General features: G+C 59.4%; 18 protein-coding genes. 7 read left to right on the plus strand and 11 right to left on the minus strand.

Annotated features, from left to right (window positions below):
* Nucleotides 1–38: 38 nt before the first annotated feature.
* Nucleotides 39–2,492, minus strand: coding sequence for a GcvT family protein (locus ACRZ95_RS14595; protein WP_170678699.1), 2,454 nt, complete (start codon nt 2,490–2,492; stop codon nt 39–41).
* A 357-nt stretch (nt 2,493–2,849) separates the two neighbouring features.
* Between ACRZ95_RS14595 and ACRZ95_RS14600 the strand changes: the two genes are divergently transcribed.
* Nucleotides 2,850–4,565, plus strand: a complete 1,716-nt coding sequence (locus ACRZ95_RS14600; protein ID WP_480555108.1) for a tetratricopeptide repeat protein — start codon at nt 2,850–2,852, stop codon at nt 4,563–4,565.
* Nucleotides 4,555–5,376, plus strand: a complete 822-nt coding sequence (locus ACRZ95_RS14605) for a 4-(cytidine 5'-diphospho)-2-C-methyl-D-erythritol kinase (protein WP_170678702.1) — start codon at nt 4,555–4,557, stop codon at nt 5,374–5,376. Before ACRZ95_RS14600 ends, ACRZ95_RS14605 begins: the two co-directional genes overlap by 11 nt.
* Here ACRZ95_RS14605 and ACRZ95_RS14610 read toward each other — a convergent pair.
* The gene (locus tag ACRZ95_RS14610) at nt 5,369–6,367 is read right to left on the minus strand and encodes a polyprenyl synthetase family protein (RefSeq protein ID WP_170678705.1); all 999 of its coding nucleotides are present in this window, start codon (nt 6,365–6,367) and stop codon (nt 5,369–5,371) included. The genes ACRZ95_RS14605 and ACRZ95_RS14610 overlap by 8 nt on opposite strands.
* Before the next feature lie 56 nt (nt 6,368–6,423).
* Between ACRZ95_RS14610 and ACRZ95_RS14615 the strand changes: the two genes are divergently transcribed.
* The 3 genes from ACRZ95_RS14615 (at nt 6,424) to ACRZ95_RS14625 (ending at nt 7,695) form a co-directional block, all read left to right on the plus strand.
* Nucleotides 6,424–6,639, plus strand: a complete 216-nt coding sequence (locus ACRZ95_RS14615) for a putative signal transducing protein (RefSeq protein ID WP_037316655.1) — start codon at nt 6,424–6,426, stop codon at nt 6,637–6,639.
* Nucleotides 6,636–7,415 (plus strand): methyltransferase, encoded by a 780-nt coding sequence (locus ACRZ95_RS14620; RefSeq protein WP_170678707.1) that lies wholly within the window; start codon nt 6,636–6,638, stop codon nt 7,413–7,415. The genes ACRZ95_RS14615 and ACRZ95_RS14620 overlap by 4 nt, the downstream gene beginning before the upstream one ends.
* A 115-nt stretch (nt 7,416–7,530) precedes the next feature.
* Nucleotides 7,531–7,695 (plus strand): YdcH family protein, encoded by a 165-nt coding sequence (locus ACRZ95_RS14625; RefSeq protein ID WP_170379030.1) that lies wholly within the window; start codon nt 7,531–7,533, stop codon nt 7,693–7,695.
* Here the strand turns inward: ACRZ95_RS14625 and yddG are convergent.
* The 9 genes from yddG to ACRZ95_RS14670 form a co-directional block, all read right to left on the minus strand.
* A complete protein-coding gene (gene yddG / locus ACRZ95_RS14630; protein WP_170678709.1) occupies nt 7,692–8,558 on the minus strand; it encodes an aromatic amino acid exporter YddG in 867 nt (288 codons plus the stop codon). The genes ACRZ95_RS14625 and yddG overlap by 4 nt on opposite strands.
* On the minus strand, nt 8,555–9,502 hold the full coding sequence (locus ACRZ95_RS14635) for a transcriptional regulator GcvA (RefSeq protein ID WP_170379026.1): 948 nt from the start codon (nt 9,500–9,502) through the stop codon (nt 8,555–8,557). Before ACRZ95_RS14635 ends, yddG begins: the two co-directional genes overlap by 4 nt.
* 300 nt (nt 9,503–9,802) lie before the next feature.
* Nucleotides 9,803–10,525: an acetoacetyl-CoA reductase gene (gene phbB / locus ACRZ95_RS14640; protein WP_170678711.1), complete on the minus strand. Its 723-nt coding sequence runs from the start codon at nt 10,523–10,525 to the stop codon at nt 9,803–9,805.
* 187 nt (nt 10,526–10,712) lie between these two features.
* Nucleotides 10,713–11,888: an acetyl-CoA C-acetyltransferase gene (locus ACRZ95_RS14645; RefSeq protein ID WP_170379022.1), complete on the minus strand. Its 1,176-nt coding sequence runs from the start codon at nt 11,886–11,888 to the stop codon at nt 10,713–10,715.
* A 195-nt stretch (nt 11,889–12,083) separates the two neighbouring features.
* Nucleotides 12,084–12,917: an EAL domain-containing protein gene (locus ACRZ95_RS14650; protein ID WP_170678713.1), complete on the minus strand. Its 834-nt coding sequence runs from the start codon at nt 12,915–12,917 to the stop codon at nt 12,084–12,086.
* Between the two features lie 76 nt (nt 12,918–12,993).
* Nucleotides 12,994–13,182 carry a hypothetical protein gene (locus ACRZ95_RS14655; RefSeq protein WP_170639893.1) on the minus strand — a complete coding sequence of 63 codons (189 nt, stop codon included), beginning with the start codon at nt 13,180–13,182 and terminating at the stop codon, nt 12,994–12,996.
* Nucleotides 13,183–13,276: 94 nt separating this feature from the next.
* A complete protein-coding gene (locus ACRZ95_RS14660) occupies nt 13,277–14,248 on the minus strand; it encodes a sterol desaturase family protein (protein WP_170678715.1) in 972 nt (323 codons plus the stop codon).
* A complete protein-coding gene (locus ACRZ95_RS14665; RefSeq protein WP_170678717.1) occupies nt 14,245–14,631 on the minus strand; it encodes a hypothetical protein in 387 nt (128 codons plus the stop codon). Before ACRZ95_RS14665 ends, ACRZ95_RS14660 begins: the two co-directional genes overlap by 4 nt.
* A gap of 64 nt (nt 14,632–14,695) precedes the next feature.
* Nucleotides 14,696–15,262 (minus strand): TlpA disulfide reductase family protein, encoded by a 567-nt coding sequence (locus tag ACRZ95_RS14670; RefSeq protein ID WP_170678719.1) that lies wholly within the window; start codon nt 15,260–15,262, stop codon nt 14,696–14,698.
* Between the two features lie 21 nt (nt 15,263–15,283).
* Between ACRZ95_RS14670 and argH the strand changes: the two genes are divergently transcribed.
* On the plus strand, nt 15,284–16,672 hold the full coding sequence (argH, locus tag ACRZ95_RS14675) for an argininosuccinate lyase (RefSeq protein WP_170678721.1): 1,389 nt from the start codon (nt 15,284–15,286) through the stop codon (nt 16,670–16,672).
* Nucleotides 16,672–16,854, plus strand: a complete 183-nt coding sequence (locus tag ACRZ95_RS14680; protein WP_170678723.1) for an argininosuccinate lyase — start codon at nt 16,672–16,674, stop codon at nt 16,852–16,854. The genes argH and ACRZ95_RS14680 overlap by 1 nt, the downstream gene beginning before the upstream one ends.
* Nucleotides 16,855–16,969 lie beyond the last annotated feature (115 nt).

Here is a 16,969-nt window from a genome sequence, read left to right on the forward strand (position 1 = left end):
GTTTGTGAAAGGGGTCGCAAGCCCCCCCGTTGTTCTTGTCAGGCGCGTGCGCGAGCGCTTGAGGGATCTACGGCGCAGGTGTCGATGACCTCGGCCTCGCGCATCTCGTTATGGACCAGCACCTGCATTCTGGTGCCCGGTGCCGTCATGTTCTGCGGCACCAGCGCCATTGCGATGTCATGGTTGCAATAATATGAGAACCCGCCCGAGGTGACACGCCCGATCAGTTTGCCGTCGGAATAGACACCCTCGTCAAACATCACCGAGGTATCGCAATAGGGCAGTTTCAACGTGACCAGAGTGTTGTATCCGCGCGCGTCCTGCTGTTTCAGCAGAGCGGGTTTGCCGATGAAGTCTCGTTCAACTACTTGCCCGCCGATCTTCTCGGTTATTGCGACGAACCGGCCCAGATCGGCCTCATACGGGGTTAGGTCCTTGCAGATCTCACGGTTGATGGCACGGTAGGATTTCTCGAGCCGCATGGACTCCAGCGCCTCAAGACCGAACGGTTTCACGCCCGCCTTCAGCAACAGATCCACGAGATGACGGTTGTAGCCCGCCGGATGGTGCAGCTCCCATCCCAGCTCACCGGTGTAGGAGACGCGCAGCAGGTGAACGCCCTTGGCATAGCCGACTTCACCCATTTGCGCCGAAAGCCACGGGAAGGCCTCGTTCGACATATCATTGTCGGTCAGTTTCGACAGGATCTCGCGCGATTTCGGACCGGCCAGAGCGATCACGCCCAGCTGTTCCGAGATATCTTCCATCACGACTGAGCCGTCTTTGGGCAGCAGACGCTGCATCTGGTCCCAGTTATAGGCCTGCCAATTCGGGGTCGAGATCAGGTAGAAATCATCCTCGCCGTAGCGCACGATGGTGTATTCCGCATCCATCCCGCCCTTGTCATTCAGCATTAGCGACAGGGTCATGCGCCCTACCTTGGGCAGTTTGTTGGCCATCAGACCGTCCAGCCATCCGGCCGCACCCGGCCCGCGCACGGTGAATTTGGTCATCGGAGACATCTCGATGAAGCCCGCCTCTTCGCGCGTGCGGCGCACTTCTTCCTGAACCAACCCCATATGATTGGTGCGGCGGAAGGAGTGTTCGGGGATCGCCTCTTCGGGTGATTTGGCGAACCAGCGCGGGAATTCATATCCGTTGAAGCTGGTCCAGACGGCACCCTGCGCGGTCAACAGATCGTAGGAGCCTGCAGTTTTCATCGGGCGGGCTTCGGGGAAATCCTCACCGGGGACATGGGCATCCATATGGGTGCCCCATGTCTCGCGCACCTTGTCCATGGTCCACCGTTTCGAGGCATAGTCCGAGAACCGGCGCGGGTCGAGTTCCGACATGTCCATGCCCGGATCGCCATCCACGATCCACTTGGCCAGACGGTTCCCGACCGTGCCGCCCCACAGGATGCCGCCGGGCATCCCTTCGGCCAGCCACAGGTTCTCGTGCCCGGGTGCAGGACCGGCCAGAGGCAGCTCGTCCGGGGTCATCTGGAACGGGCCGCGGGTGTTGGCCTTGATGCCAACCTCGCCCAGCGTCGGAACCCGTTCGATGGCGCGTTCCCACTGGGTTTCCACGGCGTCGAAATCTTCGGGCAGAAGGTCGGCGCCGAAATCCGGTGGCACGCGATCTTCGGCGAACAGCTTGAGGTCCTTGGTGAATTCATAGGGGCCAAACTGGATGCCGCCCACGTCTTCGCGCAGATAGGCACCATAATCCTCGTCCCGCAGGATCGGGAATTCCGGCAGGCCCTGTGCCTTGCGTTCTTTCAGCAAGGGCACGGTCTCGGTTGTCCAATATTGGTGAACGATCGGGATACAGGGCAGGTCCAGACCCACCCGGCGCGCGTTTTCGCGCGCATAGTTACCGGTGGCAAAGATCAGATGCTCACAAGTGATCTCACCCTGATTGGTGGTTACCTTCCAGTGGCCGTTCTCGAGCTTTTCGTAAGCGGTGGCTTCGGTGTTCTGATAGACCTTGGCCCCGGCATCGCGCGCCAGCTTGGCCAGCGCCATGGTGATGTCGGCGGGATTCACATAGCCGTCTTCGGTATGCAGGATGCCGCCACGAATATCCGGGCTTTGGTTCAGCAGAGGGTGCACCTCGGCAATCTCTTCCGGTGTCAGCAGCTTGCAGGGCACCCCGGCGGCTTCGGCGATCGAGATATAGGACCGGAACTCATCCCAGCGCTTTTCGGTATTGGCAACGCGCAGCTGGCCCACTTTGCGAAGGCCCACCGAGGCGCCCATCTTTTCCTCAACCTCGGTATAAATGCGGATGGTTTCCATGGTCATCTTCGACACGTTTCGCGACCGTACAAAGGTCACAAGCAAACCGGCGGCGTGCCAAGTGGACCCTGACGTTAGCGTCGTCCGCTCCAACATCACCGCATCTGTGCAGCCATGTTCGGTCAGACCATACAGGATCGAGGCGCCAACGCAGCCGCCCCCGACCACAACAACTTTCGCATGTGACTTCATCGTATGTTCATACCGTGTCTGGTTTGCCAACAGTGTTTGGAAGCACCATTCCGTCAGTCGGTCTTTTGCGCAATCGCAAAAATACTTCACTCTGAATGAGTTGAAGTCACTCAAACCGAACATGTGCCTTATGAAACGCGAAAGGTACCCAAATCCTCCGCCAGGGTGAGCCAACCAAAAGCCCTATTGATGAGCTGCCATTGAGTGTTGGACGGCGCTCCTGCTTGATCCGTGCAACAGGGCGGCCAGTTCTTAGGCGAAAACCGGTGCAATGGCGGCGTCGTGAACCTTGAGCCATTGCCTCTTGCCGACCGAGGCCCTAGCTTAACGTGCAGTCAACGATAGCAAGGCAGGATTTTGGTGGTTTCCCTGGTTCGTCGCGTGGCACTGGCCGCGCTGCTTTCATCCTCGGTCGCAATCCCGGCATTTTCGGATACCGGGTCCGGGGCCTATTTGGCCGGACGTCAGGCAATCTACGAAAACGACTATGCCGCCGCCGAAAGGTATTACGCGCAGGCATTGCGGTCTGATCCGCAGAACGCCTTGCTGTTGGAAAGCGTGGTCGTTGCCCGGCTGGCGCTGGGCGAGGTTGAGCGCGCATTGCCCATCGCCCAGACGATTGAAGAGATTGGCCTGCCAAGTCAGGCAGCCCGGATTGCCATCGCCGCCAACCTGATCGCCGAGGGCGATTGGGAGACCCTGCTGTCTCGTGATCCCGAAACGCAGGGCGTGGGTCCTTTGGTCGATGGGCTGATGACCGCATGGGCCTATCTTGGTCAGGGTGAGATGACCAAGGCGATGGAGCAGTTCGACACGGTCACAACGCAAGAAGGGCTACGCGAGTTTGCCCTCTATCACAAAGCGATGGCCCTGGCGTCGATCGGTGATTTCGAAGGGGCCGAGGCGATTTTCGCAGCCGATGACGGGGTCGTGGCCCGGTTCACCCGCCGCGCCGCGCTGGCCCGAACCGAGGTTCTGTCGCAGCTTGACCGGAATGAGGATGCTCTGACCTTCCTAGCCGACGTGTTTCAGGCCGGAAGCGATCCATCGATCGCAGACTATACAAGCCGATTGTCAGACGGCGAAACGCTGCCCTTTACCCATGTAGTGACGGCGCAAGACGGCATGGCTGAGATCTTCTTTTCCGTCGGTGCCGCGTTGAATGACGAGGCCGCGCCGGACTACGTTCTGCTCTATGCTCGCACGGCCAGCTTCCTGCGGCCCGATCACGTCGACGCCCTTTTGATGAGCGCCGAGCTTCTGTCGGAACTCAACCAGCTTGATCTTGCGGTCGAAGCGTATCGCGCGGTTCCCAAGGACAGCACCGATCACCACGTGGCCGAACTGGGCCGGGCTGATGTTCTGGGGCAATCCGGCAAAACCGATGCGGCGGTTGAGGTTCTGCAATCGCTGGCTGCGGAAAAGCCTGATCTTCCCAGTGTCCATGTCGCTTTGGCCGATCTTCAGCGCCGCGAGGAAAACTATGCCGCCGCGGTTGATTCCTACAACACCGCAATTGATCTGGCGGAGGGTGTCTCGGCCGCGAATTGGTTCCTGCACTACGCGCGCGGGATTTCTCATGAGCGTCTCAAGCAATGGGATCAGGCTGAAGCCGATTTCCGTCGCGCGCTTGAGCTGAACCCGGATCAGCCGCAGGTTCTGAACTATCTGGGCTATTCGCTTGTCGAACGTCGCGAAAAACTCGATGAGGCGCTGGACATGATCGAACGCGCCGTCGCGGCTCGCCCCGACAGTGGTTATATCGTCGACAGCCTGGGCTGGGTCCTGTTCCGCCTTGGTCGCTATGACGAAGCGGTCGAGCATATGGAGCGCGCGGTTGAGCTGATGCCGGTGGATCCGGTGGTCAACGACCATTTGGGCGATGTCTACTGGGCCGTCGGACGCGCCCGCGAGGCTGAGTTCCAGTGGAAACGGGCGCTGTCCTTTGTTGATCCCGAAGACACCGATGGTGAGGCTGATCCCGAACGCATCCGACGCAAGCTCGAGGTCGGTCTGGATTCGGTTCTGTCCGAAGAGGGCGCGGATCCGTTGAAGGTTGCCAATGGCAACTAGCGCCTTTGCGCCCGCCAAGGTCAATCTAACCCTGCATGTCACCGGCCAGCGCGCCGATGGCTATCATCTGTTGGATTCACTAGTGGCTTTTGCCGACATTGGCGATCAGCTGACGTTTGACCCGGGCGTAGGTATTTCGATCTCGGTGAGCGGAGAGCATGCCGACGGGGTTCCCACAGACAGCCGAAATCTGGTCTGGAAAGCCGCCGAGGGCACTGGTTGGACAGGCCATATCACGTTGAACAAGGTGCTGCCCCATGGCGGCGGCATTGGCGGAGGGTCCTCGGACGCGGCGGCCATGCTGCGCCACGCGGCGGCGCAAGGATTTGATATCCCGCCGCATCTTCCGACCGCGTTAGGGGCCGATGTATCGGTCTGCTTGGCGGCCGAGGCTGCGCGGATGCGTGGGATTGGCGAACAGGTGGATCGGATCGCTTTGCCGTCATTGCCAGCCCTGTTGGTCAATCCGGGTGTCGAGGTTCCGACCGGATCGGTCTTCGGCGCAATGGCGTCGCGGGACAATCCGGGATTGCCAGATCAAATCCCCTCATTCGCGGGCGTGGAAGACTGCGCCGCGTGGCTCTCGAACCAGAGAAACGACCTTGAACAGCCCGCCATAAGCCAGGCCCCGCAAATCGGGCGCGTTTTGGAGGAGTTGGCGGACACAAGGGATGTGTTGCTGGCCCGAATGTCCGGGTCAGGCTCGACCTGTTTTGCGCTTTATCCGTCGATGAAGGCCGCGCATTTCGCAGCCTATGAGATCGGCGCGGCCCAGCCCGATTGGTGGTGCCGCGCAACCAGCCTCAGTTGAGGCGCGAGACCACGTAGTCAGCCAGATCGCGCAGCAGAGTGCGGATTTCGTGATCAGGCAGAACCTCGAGCGAGGCTTTGGCCTTGTTCGCCCAACCCAGCGCGTCCTGACGGGTCGCCTCGAGCGTCTGGTATTTGTTCATCAGCCCAAGCGCATGTTCCAGATCGCCGTTCTGCTGGCGGCCTTTCTCGATCGTACGCTCCCAGAAGATGCGCTCATCCGCGGTGGCCTGCGCGACGGCCTTGATCACCGGCAGGGTCAGTTTGCGTTCGCGGAAATCATCGCCCACATTCTTGCCAGTTGCCTTGCTGTCACCCTGATAGTCCAGCAGATCGTCGGCGATTTGGAAGGCAATGCCCAAGGCATCTCCATAGTCGAACAGAGCTTTGACCTGCGCGTCCGAGGCTTCCGCAATCACGCCGCCAACCTCGGTCGCAGCGGAAAACAGGGCCGCGGTCTTGCCGCGCACGACCTGCAGGTAGATGCTCTCATCCGTGTTCAAATCGGTGGCGGCGGTCATCTGCAGTACCTCGCCTTCGGCAATCGTTGCCGAGGCATTGGCGAGGATGTCCAAAACGCGCAGTGACCCGGTTTCAACCATCAACTGGAAGCTGCGAGAAAACAGATAGTCGCCCACCAACACGCTGGATTTGTTGTCCCACAACAGGTTCGCCGTAGGCCGCCCGCGTCGTTGGGCGCTTTCGTCGACCACATCGTCATGCAACAGGGTCGCGGTGTGAATGAACTCAACCGTCGCGGCCAGACGCACGTGATGTTCGCCCGTATAGCCAAACAGCCGTGCCGCAGCCAATGTCAGCATCGGGCGCAGGCGCTTGCCACCTGCTTCGACCAGATGCGCGGTCACCTCGGGGATACGGGGCGCGTGTTCGGACGCCATCCGGGTCCGGATCAGCGTATTCACCGCCTCCATTTCGCCGGTCAACATTTCGGCCAGCCGTTCGTGCGGCCTCGAGATTGTGCTGATGCCCATCACACTCCTGATACAAGGCTCGACTTTCGCCTTGCCTTGCCCTTACATCCATCCCCATGAAAGAACTATTGCGCAGCACCGATCCGACAATCCTGGCCTTTGCATCCGCTCTTCTTGAGGGCGAGGATATAGACTGCTTTCAGATGGACGTAAATATGAGCATCCTCGAAGGCGGTATCGGAATTTTCCCCCGTCGTCTGATGGTTCGGGCCGATGACCTGACCCGAGCGGAGCGTGTGATGCGCGACAACGAGATTCCGCTGGGGCGATGAGCGGATTCACGGAGGATGAGCTAAGCCGGAATGATTTCCTCGGTGGGCGTTTGCGCCTGTGGCAACCCGTGTCGGGCTATCGCGCTGGGGTCGACCCTGTTTTGCTAGCGGCCAGCGTGCCCGCAACCTCTAGTCAGTCGGTGCTGGAGCTTGGCTGCGGGGCAGGGGCGGCAATACTGTGCTTAGCGACACGAATCCCCGGATTGGAACTGTGCGGCGTCGAATTGCAACCGGCCTACGCAGATCTGGCTCGCCGCAATGCCGCAGATAACAATTTGGTGTTGGAAGTCCTTTCCACTGATCTGACCGAACTGCCCTCCGATCTTAAGCAGCGCCAGTTCGACCACGTGATCGCCAACCCGCCCTACTATCGCGCCGGGGCCCATAGCGCAGCTACGGACAGGGGGCGCAGTGTGGCTTTGGGGGAGCAGACGCCTATTGCCGATTGGATTGATGTCGCGGCCAAACGGCTGGCCCCGCGCGGCTATCTGCACATGATCCAAAAGGCGGATCGCCTGCACGATATGCTTTTGGCCTGTAGTGGGCATCTGGGCTCGGTCGAAGTGCTGCCGCTTGCGGCCCGCGTAGGGCGAGAGGCCGAGCTTGTGATTCTACGGGCCCGAAAAGGCGGGCGGGCGGCGTTCCGGCTGCATGCGCCTATCATCCTGCATGCGGGTCAACGGCATGAGCGCGACGGTGACAGCTATACGCCGGAACTCTCGGATGTGCTGCGACAAGGCGCGGCGTTGGGGCCGTTTCACGTCAATCGGCAATGACCAGCCGAATTTGTCGGATCTATCACGTTTTCTTCGCGTCTGCGGCGTGACAGGGTGGAAACGATATGCTCAACTTCTTACGTGACATCTAGACACGTAAACAAGGAGGATCGCCATGAGCGTGAGCGCACATCTGACGGAACTGAAGAAGAAGCACGAATCTCTCGGTCTCGAAGTGGAACAAGCTCAACGCGCGCCAGGCATTGATGATCTTCATATCGCCCAGCTAAAGAAACAGAAGCTAAGGCTGAAGGAAGAGATCGAGCGCTTATCGACCTAACCTTTAAGACTGGCGCGCGCCGCAACCACGGCCCCGCCGGTGATCAAGACCGCCGCGATCGCCAATGTCCATGTCGGCATGGCGATCCCGGCAAAAACCAGAACCACGGTAGACAGCAAAGGTGCAGCATATGAGCTCGTACCCAGCATCTGAATGTCGCCCTGCTTGACCCCGATATCCCAGACATAGAACGCCAGACCGACCGGCCCCAGACCAAGAGCCAGTGTCGATAACCAACTGAGCGTGGTGTCCGGCCAGACCGGTGCCTCAAGCGCGAAATGCAGGCCCCATGAGGCGATCGCCGTGAACACGCAGAACACCGCGACCGAGCTTGTGGGCGTTTCACCCAGTTTCCGCGACAAAACGGAGTAGCCTGACCATGTCAGTGCGCATAGGAACGCCAGCGCGTATCCCGGTAGGTGGTCGGCTTGAAACCCGGCGCTGCCGCCTCCGGTGATGATCAGTGTTGCTCCGGCAAAGCCCAAGCACGCTCCGATCAGGTGGCCAGCCCGCAGATTCTCTCCGGGTAACAGGCCCGAGAACAGGACGATAAGCAGCGGCCAGAGATAGGCGATCAGCCCCGCCTCGGCCGCCGGGGCCATCCGCAGGGCCGAGAAGTATAGCGCGTGGTAGCCGAACAGTCCCACCGTTCCAAAGGCGTAGACTTTCCAGCTGATGCGTCGCAGCTGGGACAATCCACCCGATCGCCACGTCCAGACAAGCCCCAAAGTACCGCCGATACTGAAGCAGATTGCATTCAGCAGCAGCGGCGGTGTTGGGGCTGACCCGACTGTGAACAGGGCCAATAGCGCCCAAAGCAAAACCGCAATGAAGCCAATACCGGTGGCGCGTTGTCTGGTCATATGGATGAGACGTCTTCTACAGGAACAATGGTGAATTCGTCCGAGATATGAGCGGTTTTTTCAATCTCCGCAACAAACCAATCGCGAAATGCTGCGACCTGAGGCCGGTTTTCCGCTCCGGGCAGGCAGAGAAATCGAAAGCGGCCTTTGGTCTCAATGGCGGTTTTGAACGGCGCGACCAGCCTCCCCTCCATCATGTCCTTGATGATCATCGCTCGTCGCCCCAAGGCCACGCCCACTCCAGCGACGGCCGCGTCAATCGCGTGGTCTGCGTTGGAAAAATGCGCCCCGTGGGTCGGCGTGAACTCCACGCCAACAGCGCGGAACCACGTCGGCCAATCCGCCGGAGGTTTCAAAAACGCAATCGAATCGTCATGAATCAGAGGCGCGTCGCGCAGGCTTTCGGGAGTTGTGAACTCGGCGGCCAATTCGGGTGTCATGACAGGGGTTAGCCACTCTTTACGAACCGGCAGGCAATAGAGCCCATCATCCCCGCCATAGCCAAACCGGATCGCGACATCCACGTCGTCCCTCTCAAGGTCCATATTGCGCAGGGTGGCTGAGAACCTCAGGTCGATTTCGGGATGGGCGCGGGCAAAATCATAAAGGCGTGGAGCCAGCCATTTGGCCGTCAGCGCAGGTCCGGCCGTCACGGTGAGGGTGTTGTTGTCCTGAAGCCTTCGCGTAGCGGCCCAAGCAGCCTTGAGTGACGCAAACCCCTCGGCAGCTCCTGGGGCGAGGGCTTTGCCCGCCTCGGTCAGTTCAACCGCGCGATTCAGGCGGCGAAACAGCGGATGGCCCAAATGGTCTTCAAGCGATTTGATCTGAAAGGACAGCGCCGCGGGCGTGACGTTCAACTCGTCTGCGGCCTTGGCGAACGACATGTGTCGCGCGGCAGCGTCAAAGGCGCGCAAAGCGGTGAGAGGGGGGAGGCGATCACTCATGTCACTTAAGTAATACTTATCTGAATGCTTGAAAACTCTCGTTTGTGCCTTTTTCAATCAAGGGTCATGTTTAGGGCAAGTCAAGTTCAGCTTTAGCAAAGGGGATCCGCCATGATCGAGATGTCAACAAACCCGTCTGTCCAGATTGCAATTCGTCGTGCCCATGAAGAGCGCAGCAAGCTTGTTCACAAAGTTCTGGGATGGGTGTTTGGTTCCCGCTGACCGCAGCGCGCGCGGACTTACGGGATAAAGAAGGGCCGGTCCAAAAGGACCGGCCCGTTTTCGTTCAATGCTCTGAAATCAGACGAAGAACTGAGCGCCGTTGGCCGAGATGGTCGACCCATTGATGAACTGCGAATCGTCCGACGCAAGGAATGCGACGCAGCGCGCGATTTCTTCTGGCTCACCTAACCGGCCGGCCGGAATCTGGCCGATGATTGACTCGCGGACCTTCTCAGGCACGGCCATAACCATTTCGGTTGCGATATAGCCAGGGCAGATCGCGTTGGCAGTGATGCCCGCACGCGCGCCTTCCTGCGCGAGCGACTTCACGATACCCAGATCACCCGCTTTGGTCGCTGCATAGTTCACCTGAGCGAACTGGCCTTTCTGACCGTTGATCGAGCTGATGACGACAACGCGGCCAAACTTGCGTTCACGCATGCCGGGCCAGACGGGGTGTACGGTGTTGAAAACGCCGGTCAGGTTGGTGTCGATGACCTGATGCCACTGTTCAGGCGTCATCTTGTGAAAAGGTGCGTCGCGCGTGATGCCCGCATTAGCGACGACGATGTCGATGGGGCCGACTTCGGCCTCGACCTTTTCGATGCCCGCTTTGGATTCGTCATAGTCGGCCACGTTCCACTTGTAGGTGGCGATGCCGGTTTCCTCGGTGAATTTTGCAGCGGCTTCGTCATTCCCCGCATAGGTGGCGGCAACATTGTATCCTTCGGCCTTGAGCGCCTTGGAAATTGCTGCGCCGATGCCGCGAGAACCGCCGGTTACGAGTGCTGTACGTGCCATGGATGACTCCTCCAATTTTGGTCGTCTTGGTAATTCTGTTACTCTGAGAGAGAATGTTGCGCAATATCGTTTCGTGTTCGATCTTGTCTTTCTGTCTGGCGATATTGTCGCAGCGGTTGTGTAAAGCTTGATTGTAACAAAAAAGGGCGTCCAGTGGACGCCCTTTTTTATTTAGATGTCAACGCACTTAGTCGCGCTCCACGCAGAGGGCGACACCCATGCCGCCACCGATGCAGAGGGTGGCCAGCCCCTTCTTGGCATCACGGCGCTTCATTTCGAATAGCAGCGTGTTCAGAACCCGGCAGCCGGATGCTCCGATCGGGTGGCCGATGGCAATTGCGCCCCCGTTCACGTTTACGATCGATGGGTCCCAACCCATGTCTTTGTTCACGGCGCAGGCCTGCGCGGCGAAGGCTTCGTTGGCTTCGACCAGATCCAGATCGTCAACCGACCAACCTGCTTTCTCCAACGCTTTGCGCGAAGCGTAGATCGGGCCAACGCCCATGATCGACGGGTCAAGACCGGCAGTCGCGTAGGATGCGATACGGGCCAGAGGCTCAATCCCGCGCTTTTCGGCGTTCTCAGCCGACATCAGCAGGGTCGCCGCCGCGCCGTCATTCAGGCCCGAAGCGTTTGCTGCGGTGACCGAGCCGTCTTTGGTGAAGGCCGGGCGCAGTTTGGCCATTGCTTCCATTGTTGCGCCGTGACGGATGTATTCGTCCTTGTCCATCACGATGTCGCCCTTGCGGGTTTTGATGGTGAACGGAACGATCTCGTCGGCAAATTTGCCTGCGTTTTGCGCAGCCTCAGCTTTGTTTTGCGAGGCAACGGCGAATTCGTCCTGCATGTCGCGGCTGATCTGCCATTTCTCGGCGACGTTCTCGGCGGTTTGACCCATATGGTAGCCGTTGAACGCATCCCACAGACCGTCGCGGATCATGGTGTCGATGTATTTCATATCACCCATCTTGTGACCCGCGCGCAGGGCGGCAGCGTGGGGAGACAGTGTCATGTTTTCTTGCCCGCCAGCGGCGACGATATCCGCATCGCCCAGTTGGATGTGCTGAGCACCCAATGCAACAGCTCGCAGGCCCGAGCCACAAACTTGGTTAATGCCCCAGGCCGCGCTTTCCTGCGGTAGACCGGCGTTGATATGCGCCTGGCGTGCGGGGTTTTGGCCCTGAGCGGCGGTCAGGACCTGACCCATGATGGTTTCGCTGACTTCGCCTTTGTCGACGCCGGCGCGTTCGACGACGGCTTCGAGGACGGCAGCGCCCAGATCATGTGCGGGGGTATTGGCAAACGAGCCGCCAAAGCTGCCCACACCTGTGCGTGCGGCGGATGCGATTACTACATTGGTCATATAATTTGTCCTTTACCGTCGTGGTCCAGCGGGAAATGTGACGACACGGACCGCAGAGGGCTCCCTCTGCCCGTACCAGAGCGCCAATTTCTCCCCCCTCTAGTGACTTCTGCAATAGCGCAATGCTGCACTTGCAGCAACGGACAGCTTGCCTCAGGCGGCAATCAGGCAAGTGTTCGCGTGCCGATTGCCCAACTAAGTCCCTGTTTTGGAATTTCTTTCTGCGTTCCACAGCGGCAACAGCGACGGCGCGCCAAATAGGAAACCCTGCATGCAGTCGACACCGCTTGCGCTCAGAAAAGCTGCGTCTTGCGGATTCTCGACTGATTCGGCTGTGACCAGAATTTCGAACTCTCGCGCGACTGCTATCAATGCGCGGACGAGGGCTTGGTTGTCGGGGTCGGTACTGATACCGCGAATGAACTGACCGTCGATCTTGGCGGCATCAAACAAGAATTCCCGGAAATGTCGAAAGCAGAAATTGCTTGCGCCAAAGTCATCCAGAGCAAAGGCAATACCACGCTCCTGCAACCTGTCCATCAGGTCGATCACCAGTTCGGGCACCTGCATCGCCGATTTCTCGGAGATCTCCAAAATCAGTCGTTCGCCTAGATTGCTGTCCCGTTTGAGAAAGCGGTCCAGAATACGTGACCAGTGCGAATACCCGATCGAACGCGCCGACATGTTGATCGACAGCCGGATCTGAGGGTTCCTGACCAGTGTTTGCAACCCCATCTCAAGCGCGATGCAATCCAACTCGCGCCCGATTGGCGTGTTTTCTACCTGAGGCATGAAATCCCGCGCAGGGATGACCCGCCCGGTTTCATCCAACACGCGGATCAACCCTTCGTAGAAGGCAACGTTATGAGGAGCCTGTGCCTGCATCACCGGCTGAAAGGCCAGTTTGCATTGTTTGTGCCGAACCGCATCCGAGGCCATCTGCAATACAGATTGATCCCGACCGGAAACTGCCGAGGTCAAAGGGCTGTCGGGCCCTTCCCCTGACTCTGCAACTGTCTTGTCCCGCATGCGCGCTGATCCCGAATGGCTCTTCGGTTGCAGTGTCGCAGGAAACAGATGAATCTGGGGTTAATGCAGGTGATGATTAGCGCGCAGATTGCCACGCATGGCTGAGCGAGGCCGCTGCTCCGAACACCGCGCCCATCACGCCAAGGATCATCATGGAGAACCCGATCAGGACAAGCGCTGACGCTGCCGTTGCGATGGCGGCGAACATGGCCAGAAGCACACCTAGCAGTCCGACTGTGGTTGATACGGTTGTCACTCGGGTCATTCCGGCCTCCGGTCACTGGTTACGTCACGCGTGACACTCCATATGGACCGTTCAGGCCGGATTTCAACCAAAGCGACGTGGTGTAACGCCGGGATCAGGCCTGTTTTGCTGCGGAATTAGGCAGGTTTTCGCGGGTTTGCTCGAATCCGGGCGTTCCGAGATCTTCAGGATGGCGGGCCAGATGCTTTGCCTTGATCTGCTCTGAGCTATCCCGGCTTCCATCGTGGCTATAGCCGGGCGGGGCAAAACAATAGGCGAGGCGTTGCTTCAGCGTCAGCCCCGGTTGGGTCGCATCGCGCCAGATGCAGACCCATTCGTGAAAGGCGACGCGCAGCGGGTTGAAGGTGGCGATGTTGTGAACCAGCCCGTAGTCGACCCGGTCGTTCTCTTGTTCGGGGACAAAAGTGCCGAACATCTTGTCCCAGATGATGAAAACGCCAGCATAGTTGCAATCCAGATAGCGCGCGTTGCGTCCGTGATGCGCCCGGTGATGGCTGGGGGTGTTCATGACCGCTTCGAACCAGCGGGGCATTTTGCCGATGGCTTCTGTGTGAATCCAGAACTGGTAGATCAGGTTGATGCCGCCCACGAACAGCACCATCGCCGGGTGAAAGCCCAGCAGGATCAGCGGTGCGCGTACCACCATCATGAAGGTAAACGTATAGGTCCATGTCTGCCGCAGCGCCGTGGTTAGGTTGTAGTGCTGCGAGCTGTGGTGGTTTACATGGCTGGCCCAGACCCAGCGGATACGGTGGCCGAACCGATGCACCCAGTAATACCGCAGGTCATCCAGCACAAAGCACAGGATGATGATCGGGATCGACGTGCCCAGATCGAGCGGCGTGATCCGCCACAGCCACATGAAGAACCCATAGGCGATGAACCCCAGAAGGAGCCCCGACGCAATATTACCTGCCCCCATGATCAGAGAGGTCACGGCATCGCGCGTCTCATACCTCCCGCCGCGGCCTTTGACAGCGATCCAGACGAACTCGGCCAAAATGGCGGCGATGAAGAACGGGACGGCCCATTGGACGGCATCGGGAAAGGTGATCTGGTCGGTCATTCGGGCTCCATCAGGTTGCGCCAGTGGGGGCGCTCGAGGTCATCCAGATGGATGATGGCTTTGGGGGTGCCGAAATCGTGGAACAGAAGCTCGAACCCGTCGGTGCGGTCCAGCAAGTCATAGTCCAGCAGATGCTGCGCAACAGTATCCGCGCCAAAGGACCAGAGGAGACCCGGCCCATTTTCCGTCCGCACCAGCGCGGCGTGACGATCATGGGCAACCGTGACGTCAATGACGGTGTCTTCCGGGAAATGCCGAACCCATTGAGCGCGGGCTGTTTCAGGCGACAGAACGCACCGCTGCGATTTGCCGGTCAAATGCAGCAACAGAGTGACCCCGGCGATCCCGCCGACCACAAGCACCAACAGAATTTCCAGTGGCATTCCATCCTCCTGCGCACAGGGTGCGGATCGGAGGATGGGCTGTCAAAGGTGGCGTCGCGTCAGCTTAGCTGATGGCCTCGACCAGAATCGAAATGATTGCCTTCGCGCTGTCCGAGTTCCATTCGGCATCACCGATCAGGCGGGCGATTTCATTGCCATCTGGGTCGATGATGACCGTGATTGGCAGACCTATGACGCCCATCTCACGCGCCACTGCTTGTGAGGGATCTTGATGGCGGGGCAGGTTGTCGATGCCGTTTTCCTCAAAGAACTTCTTGATCCCGGCAGGCGAGTTGCGCCCGGTCGCCAGTGTCAGAACCTCGAACTTGTCGCCTCCGAATTCGTCCTGTAGTTCGGCGATCTGGGGCATTTCCTTGCGGCAGGGCGCGCACCAGGTGGCCCAGAAGTTCAGCAGGACGTATTTGCCCTTGTAATCCGCAAGTGAGGCGGTGCCGCCGTCATCTTCCAGTTGGAAATCAACCGGCGTCACCGGCTTGGGTTCTTTATGCAGGATCAGCCGTTTCAGGCTGTCTTCGCGCAAGGGGCCGAGCGTTTCGGCATCGGTCGCCAAAGCGGCATTTGCACCCAGCGCAAGGGCCATATAAAGGGGGATCAGACGAAATAGGCGCATATCAACTCCGGGTTTTCTTACATGACCGATCAATCCTCGAACCAGATGTGGGGCGGCCGCTTTGCCGCCGGTCCAGACGCGATCATGGAGGCAATCAATGCCTCGATCGGGTTCGATCAGCGGATGGCAGCCCAGGACATCGCAGGCTCGCGCGCCCATGCCGCTATGCTGGCGGCGACAGGCGTTATTAGTGATAGTGACGCGCAGGCCATTCGGGAAGGGCTACTCACAGTCTTGTCAGAAATTCAGAGCGGAGAATTTCAGTTCTCGACAGCGCTGGAAGACATCCACATGAACGTCGAAGCGCGCCTGAAAGAAGTGATCGGTGAACCCGCGGGCCGTCTGCACACGGGTCGGTCGCGCAATGATCAAGTGGCAACCGATTTTAAACTCTGGGTCCGCGATCAGTTGGATGCGGCAGAAACCGGCCTTCTGGCCTTGATCCGCGCGCTTTTGGCGCAGGCCGAGGCGGGGGCGGATTGGGTCATGCCAGGCTTCACTCACCTGCAAACCGCGCAGCCGGTGACGTGGGGCCATCACATGATGGCATATGTCGAGATGTTTGGCCGCGATCTCAGCCGTGTGCGCGATGCGCGCGCCCGGATGAATGAATCCCCCCTTGGTGCCGCCGCGCTGGCCGGGACATCCTTTCCCATCGACCGACATATGACCGCCGAGGCGCTGGGCTTTGACCGCCCTGCCGCGAACTCGCTGGATGCCGTCAGCGACCGCGACTTCGCGCTGGAGTTCCTGTCCACTGCCTCGATCTGCGCCGTCCACCTGTCGCGGTTTGCCGAAGAGTTGGTGATTTGGTCCTCTGCTCAGTTCCGGTTTGTGACGCTCTCGGATCGCTTCTCGACTGGGTCGTCGATCATGCCGCAGAAGAAAAACCCTGACGCAGCGGAGCTGATCCGCGCCAAAGTCGGCCGCATCTACGGCGCAAACACCGCGCTGATGATGGTGATGAAGGGTCTGCCGCTGGCCTATTCCAAGGACATGCAGGAAGACAAGGAACAAGTCTTTGACGCCGCCGATAACTGGATGCTGGCGCTGGCCGCGATGGAAGGCATGGTCAAGGACATGACCGCCAACCGCGACAGCCTTGCTGCCGCTGCGGGGTCAGGGTTCTCGACCGCGACCGATCTGGCCGATTGGCTGGTGCGGGTTCTGGGCCTGCCGTTCCGCGATGCTCACCATGTCACTGGTTCGCTGGTGGCGATGGCTGAAAACAAGGGCTGTGACCTGCCTGATCTGACCCTGGAAGACATGCAGTCGGTCCATGCGGATATAACCGATGACGTCTATTCTGTTCTTACTGTCCAAAACTCTGTAAACTCGCGTCAGTCCTATGGTGGTACCGCCCCGGATCAGGTGCGGGTGCAGGTTGAGCGATGGAAGGCGCTGGTGTGATGACAGTTCTACGCATAGCGGCGATTGTGGCGGCTGGGTTCGCGCTGTCCGGATGTGGCGCGGATGGTGAGCCGGTGCAGCCAACGGCAAGCGTGGGTGTTGGCGTCGGCTCGAGCGGAACGCATGTGGGCGGAGGCATCGGCTTCCGCCGCGGAGGCTTCGGCCTCTATCTGGGCGTTTAGTCGCTGATCCCGTTGTAATTCTGGGTAAAACACCCAAGTAGGGTCTGGCACGCCAAAGCGCGGTCCTTAATTCCAGCACTCAGAGACTAACCTCATGCGAATTTTCGGATTTTTT

Source organism: Ruegeria sp. AI3 (genome assembly GCF_056541245.1).

Coding starts and splice junctions, on each gene's coding strand:
- ACRZ95_RS14595 (WP_170678699.1), bottom strand. CDS start 2,492: ATGAAGTCACATGCGAAAGTTGTTGTGGTCGGGGGCGGCTGCGTTGGC.
- ACRZ95_RS14605 (WP_170678702.1), top strand. CDS start 4,555: ATGGCAACTAGCGCCTTTGCGCCCGCCAAGGTCAATCTAACCCTGCAT.
- ACRZ95_RS14610 (WP_170678705.1), bottom strand. CDS start 6,367: ATGGGCATCAGCACAATCTCGAGGCCGCACGAACGGCTGGCCGAAATG.
- ACRZ95_RS14615 (WP_037316655.1), top strand. CDS start 6,424: ATGAAAGAACTATTGCGCAGCACCGATCCGACAATCCTGGCCTTTGCA.
- ACRZ95_RS14620 (WP_170678707.1), top strand. CDS start 6,636: ATGAGCGGATTCACGGAGGATGAGCTAAGCCGGAATGATTTCCTCGGT.
- ACRZ95_RS14625 (WP_170379030.1), top strand. CDS start 7,531: ATGAGCGTGAGCGCACATCTGACGGAACTGAAGAAGAAGCACGAATCT.
- yddG (WP_170678709.1), bottom strand. CDS start 8,558: ATGACCAGACAACGCGCCACCGGTATTGGCTTCATTGCGGTTTTGCTT.
- ACRZ95_RS14635 (WP_170379026.1), bottom strand. CDS start 9,502: ATGAGTGATCGCCTCCCCCCTCTCACCGCTTTGCGCGCCTTTGACGCT.
- phbB (WP_170678711.1), bottom strand. CDS start 10,525: ATGGCACGTACAGCACTCGTAACCGGCGGTTCTCGCGGCATCGGCGCA.
- ACRZ95_RS14645 (WP_170379022.1), bottom strand. CDS start 11,888: ATGACCAATGTAGTAATCGCATCCGCCGCACGCACAGGTGTGGGCAGC.
- ACRZ95_RS14650 (WP_170678713.1), bottom strand. CDS start 12,917: ATGCGGGACAAGACAGTTGCAGAGTCAGGGGAAGGGCCCGACAGCCCT.
- ACRZ95_RS14655 (WP_170639893.1), bottom strand. CDS start 13,182: ATGACCCGAGTGACAACCGTATCAACCACAGTCGGACTGCTAGGTGTG.
- ACRZ95_RS14660 (WP_170678715.1), bottom strand. CDS start 14,248: ATGACCGACCAGATCACCTTTCCCGATGCCGTCCAATGGGCCGTCCCG.
- ACRZ95_RS14665 (WP_170678717.1), bottom strand. CDS start 14,631: ATGCCACTGGAAATTCTGTTGGTGCTTGTGGTCGGCGGGATCGCCGGG.
- ACRZ95_RS14670 (WP_170678719.1), bottom strand. CDS start 15,262: ATGCGCCTATTTCGTCTGATCCCCCTTTATATGGCCCTTGCGCTGGGT.
- argH (WP_170678721.1), top strand. CDS start 15,284: ATGACCGATCAATCCTCGAACCAGATGTGGGGCGGCCGCTTTGCCGCC.
- ACRZ95_RS14680 (WP_170678723.1), top strand. CDS start 16,672: ATGACAGTTCTACGCATAGCGGCGATTGTGGCGGCTGGGTTCGCGCTG.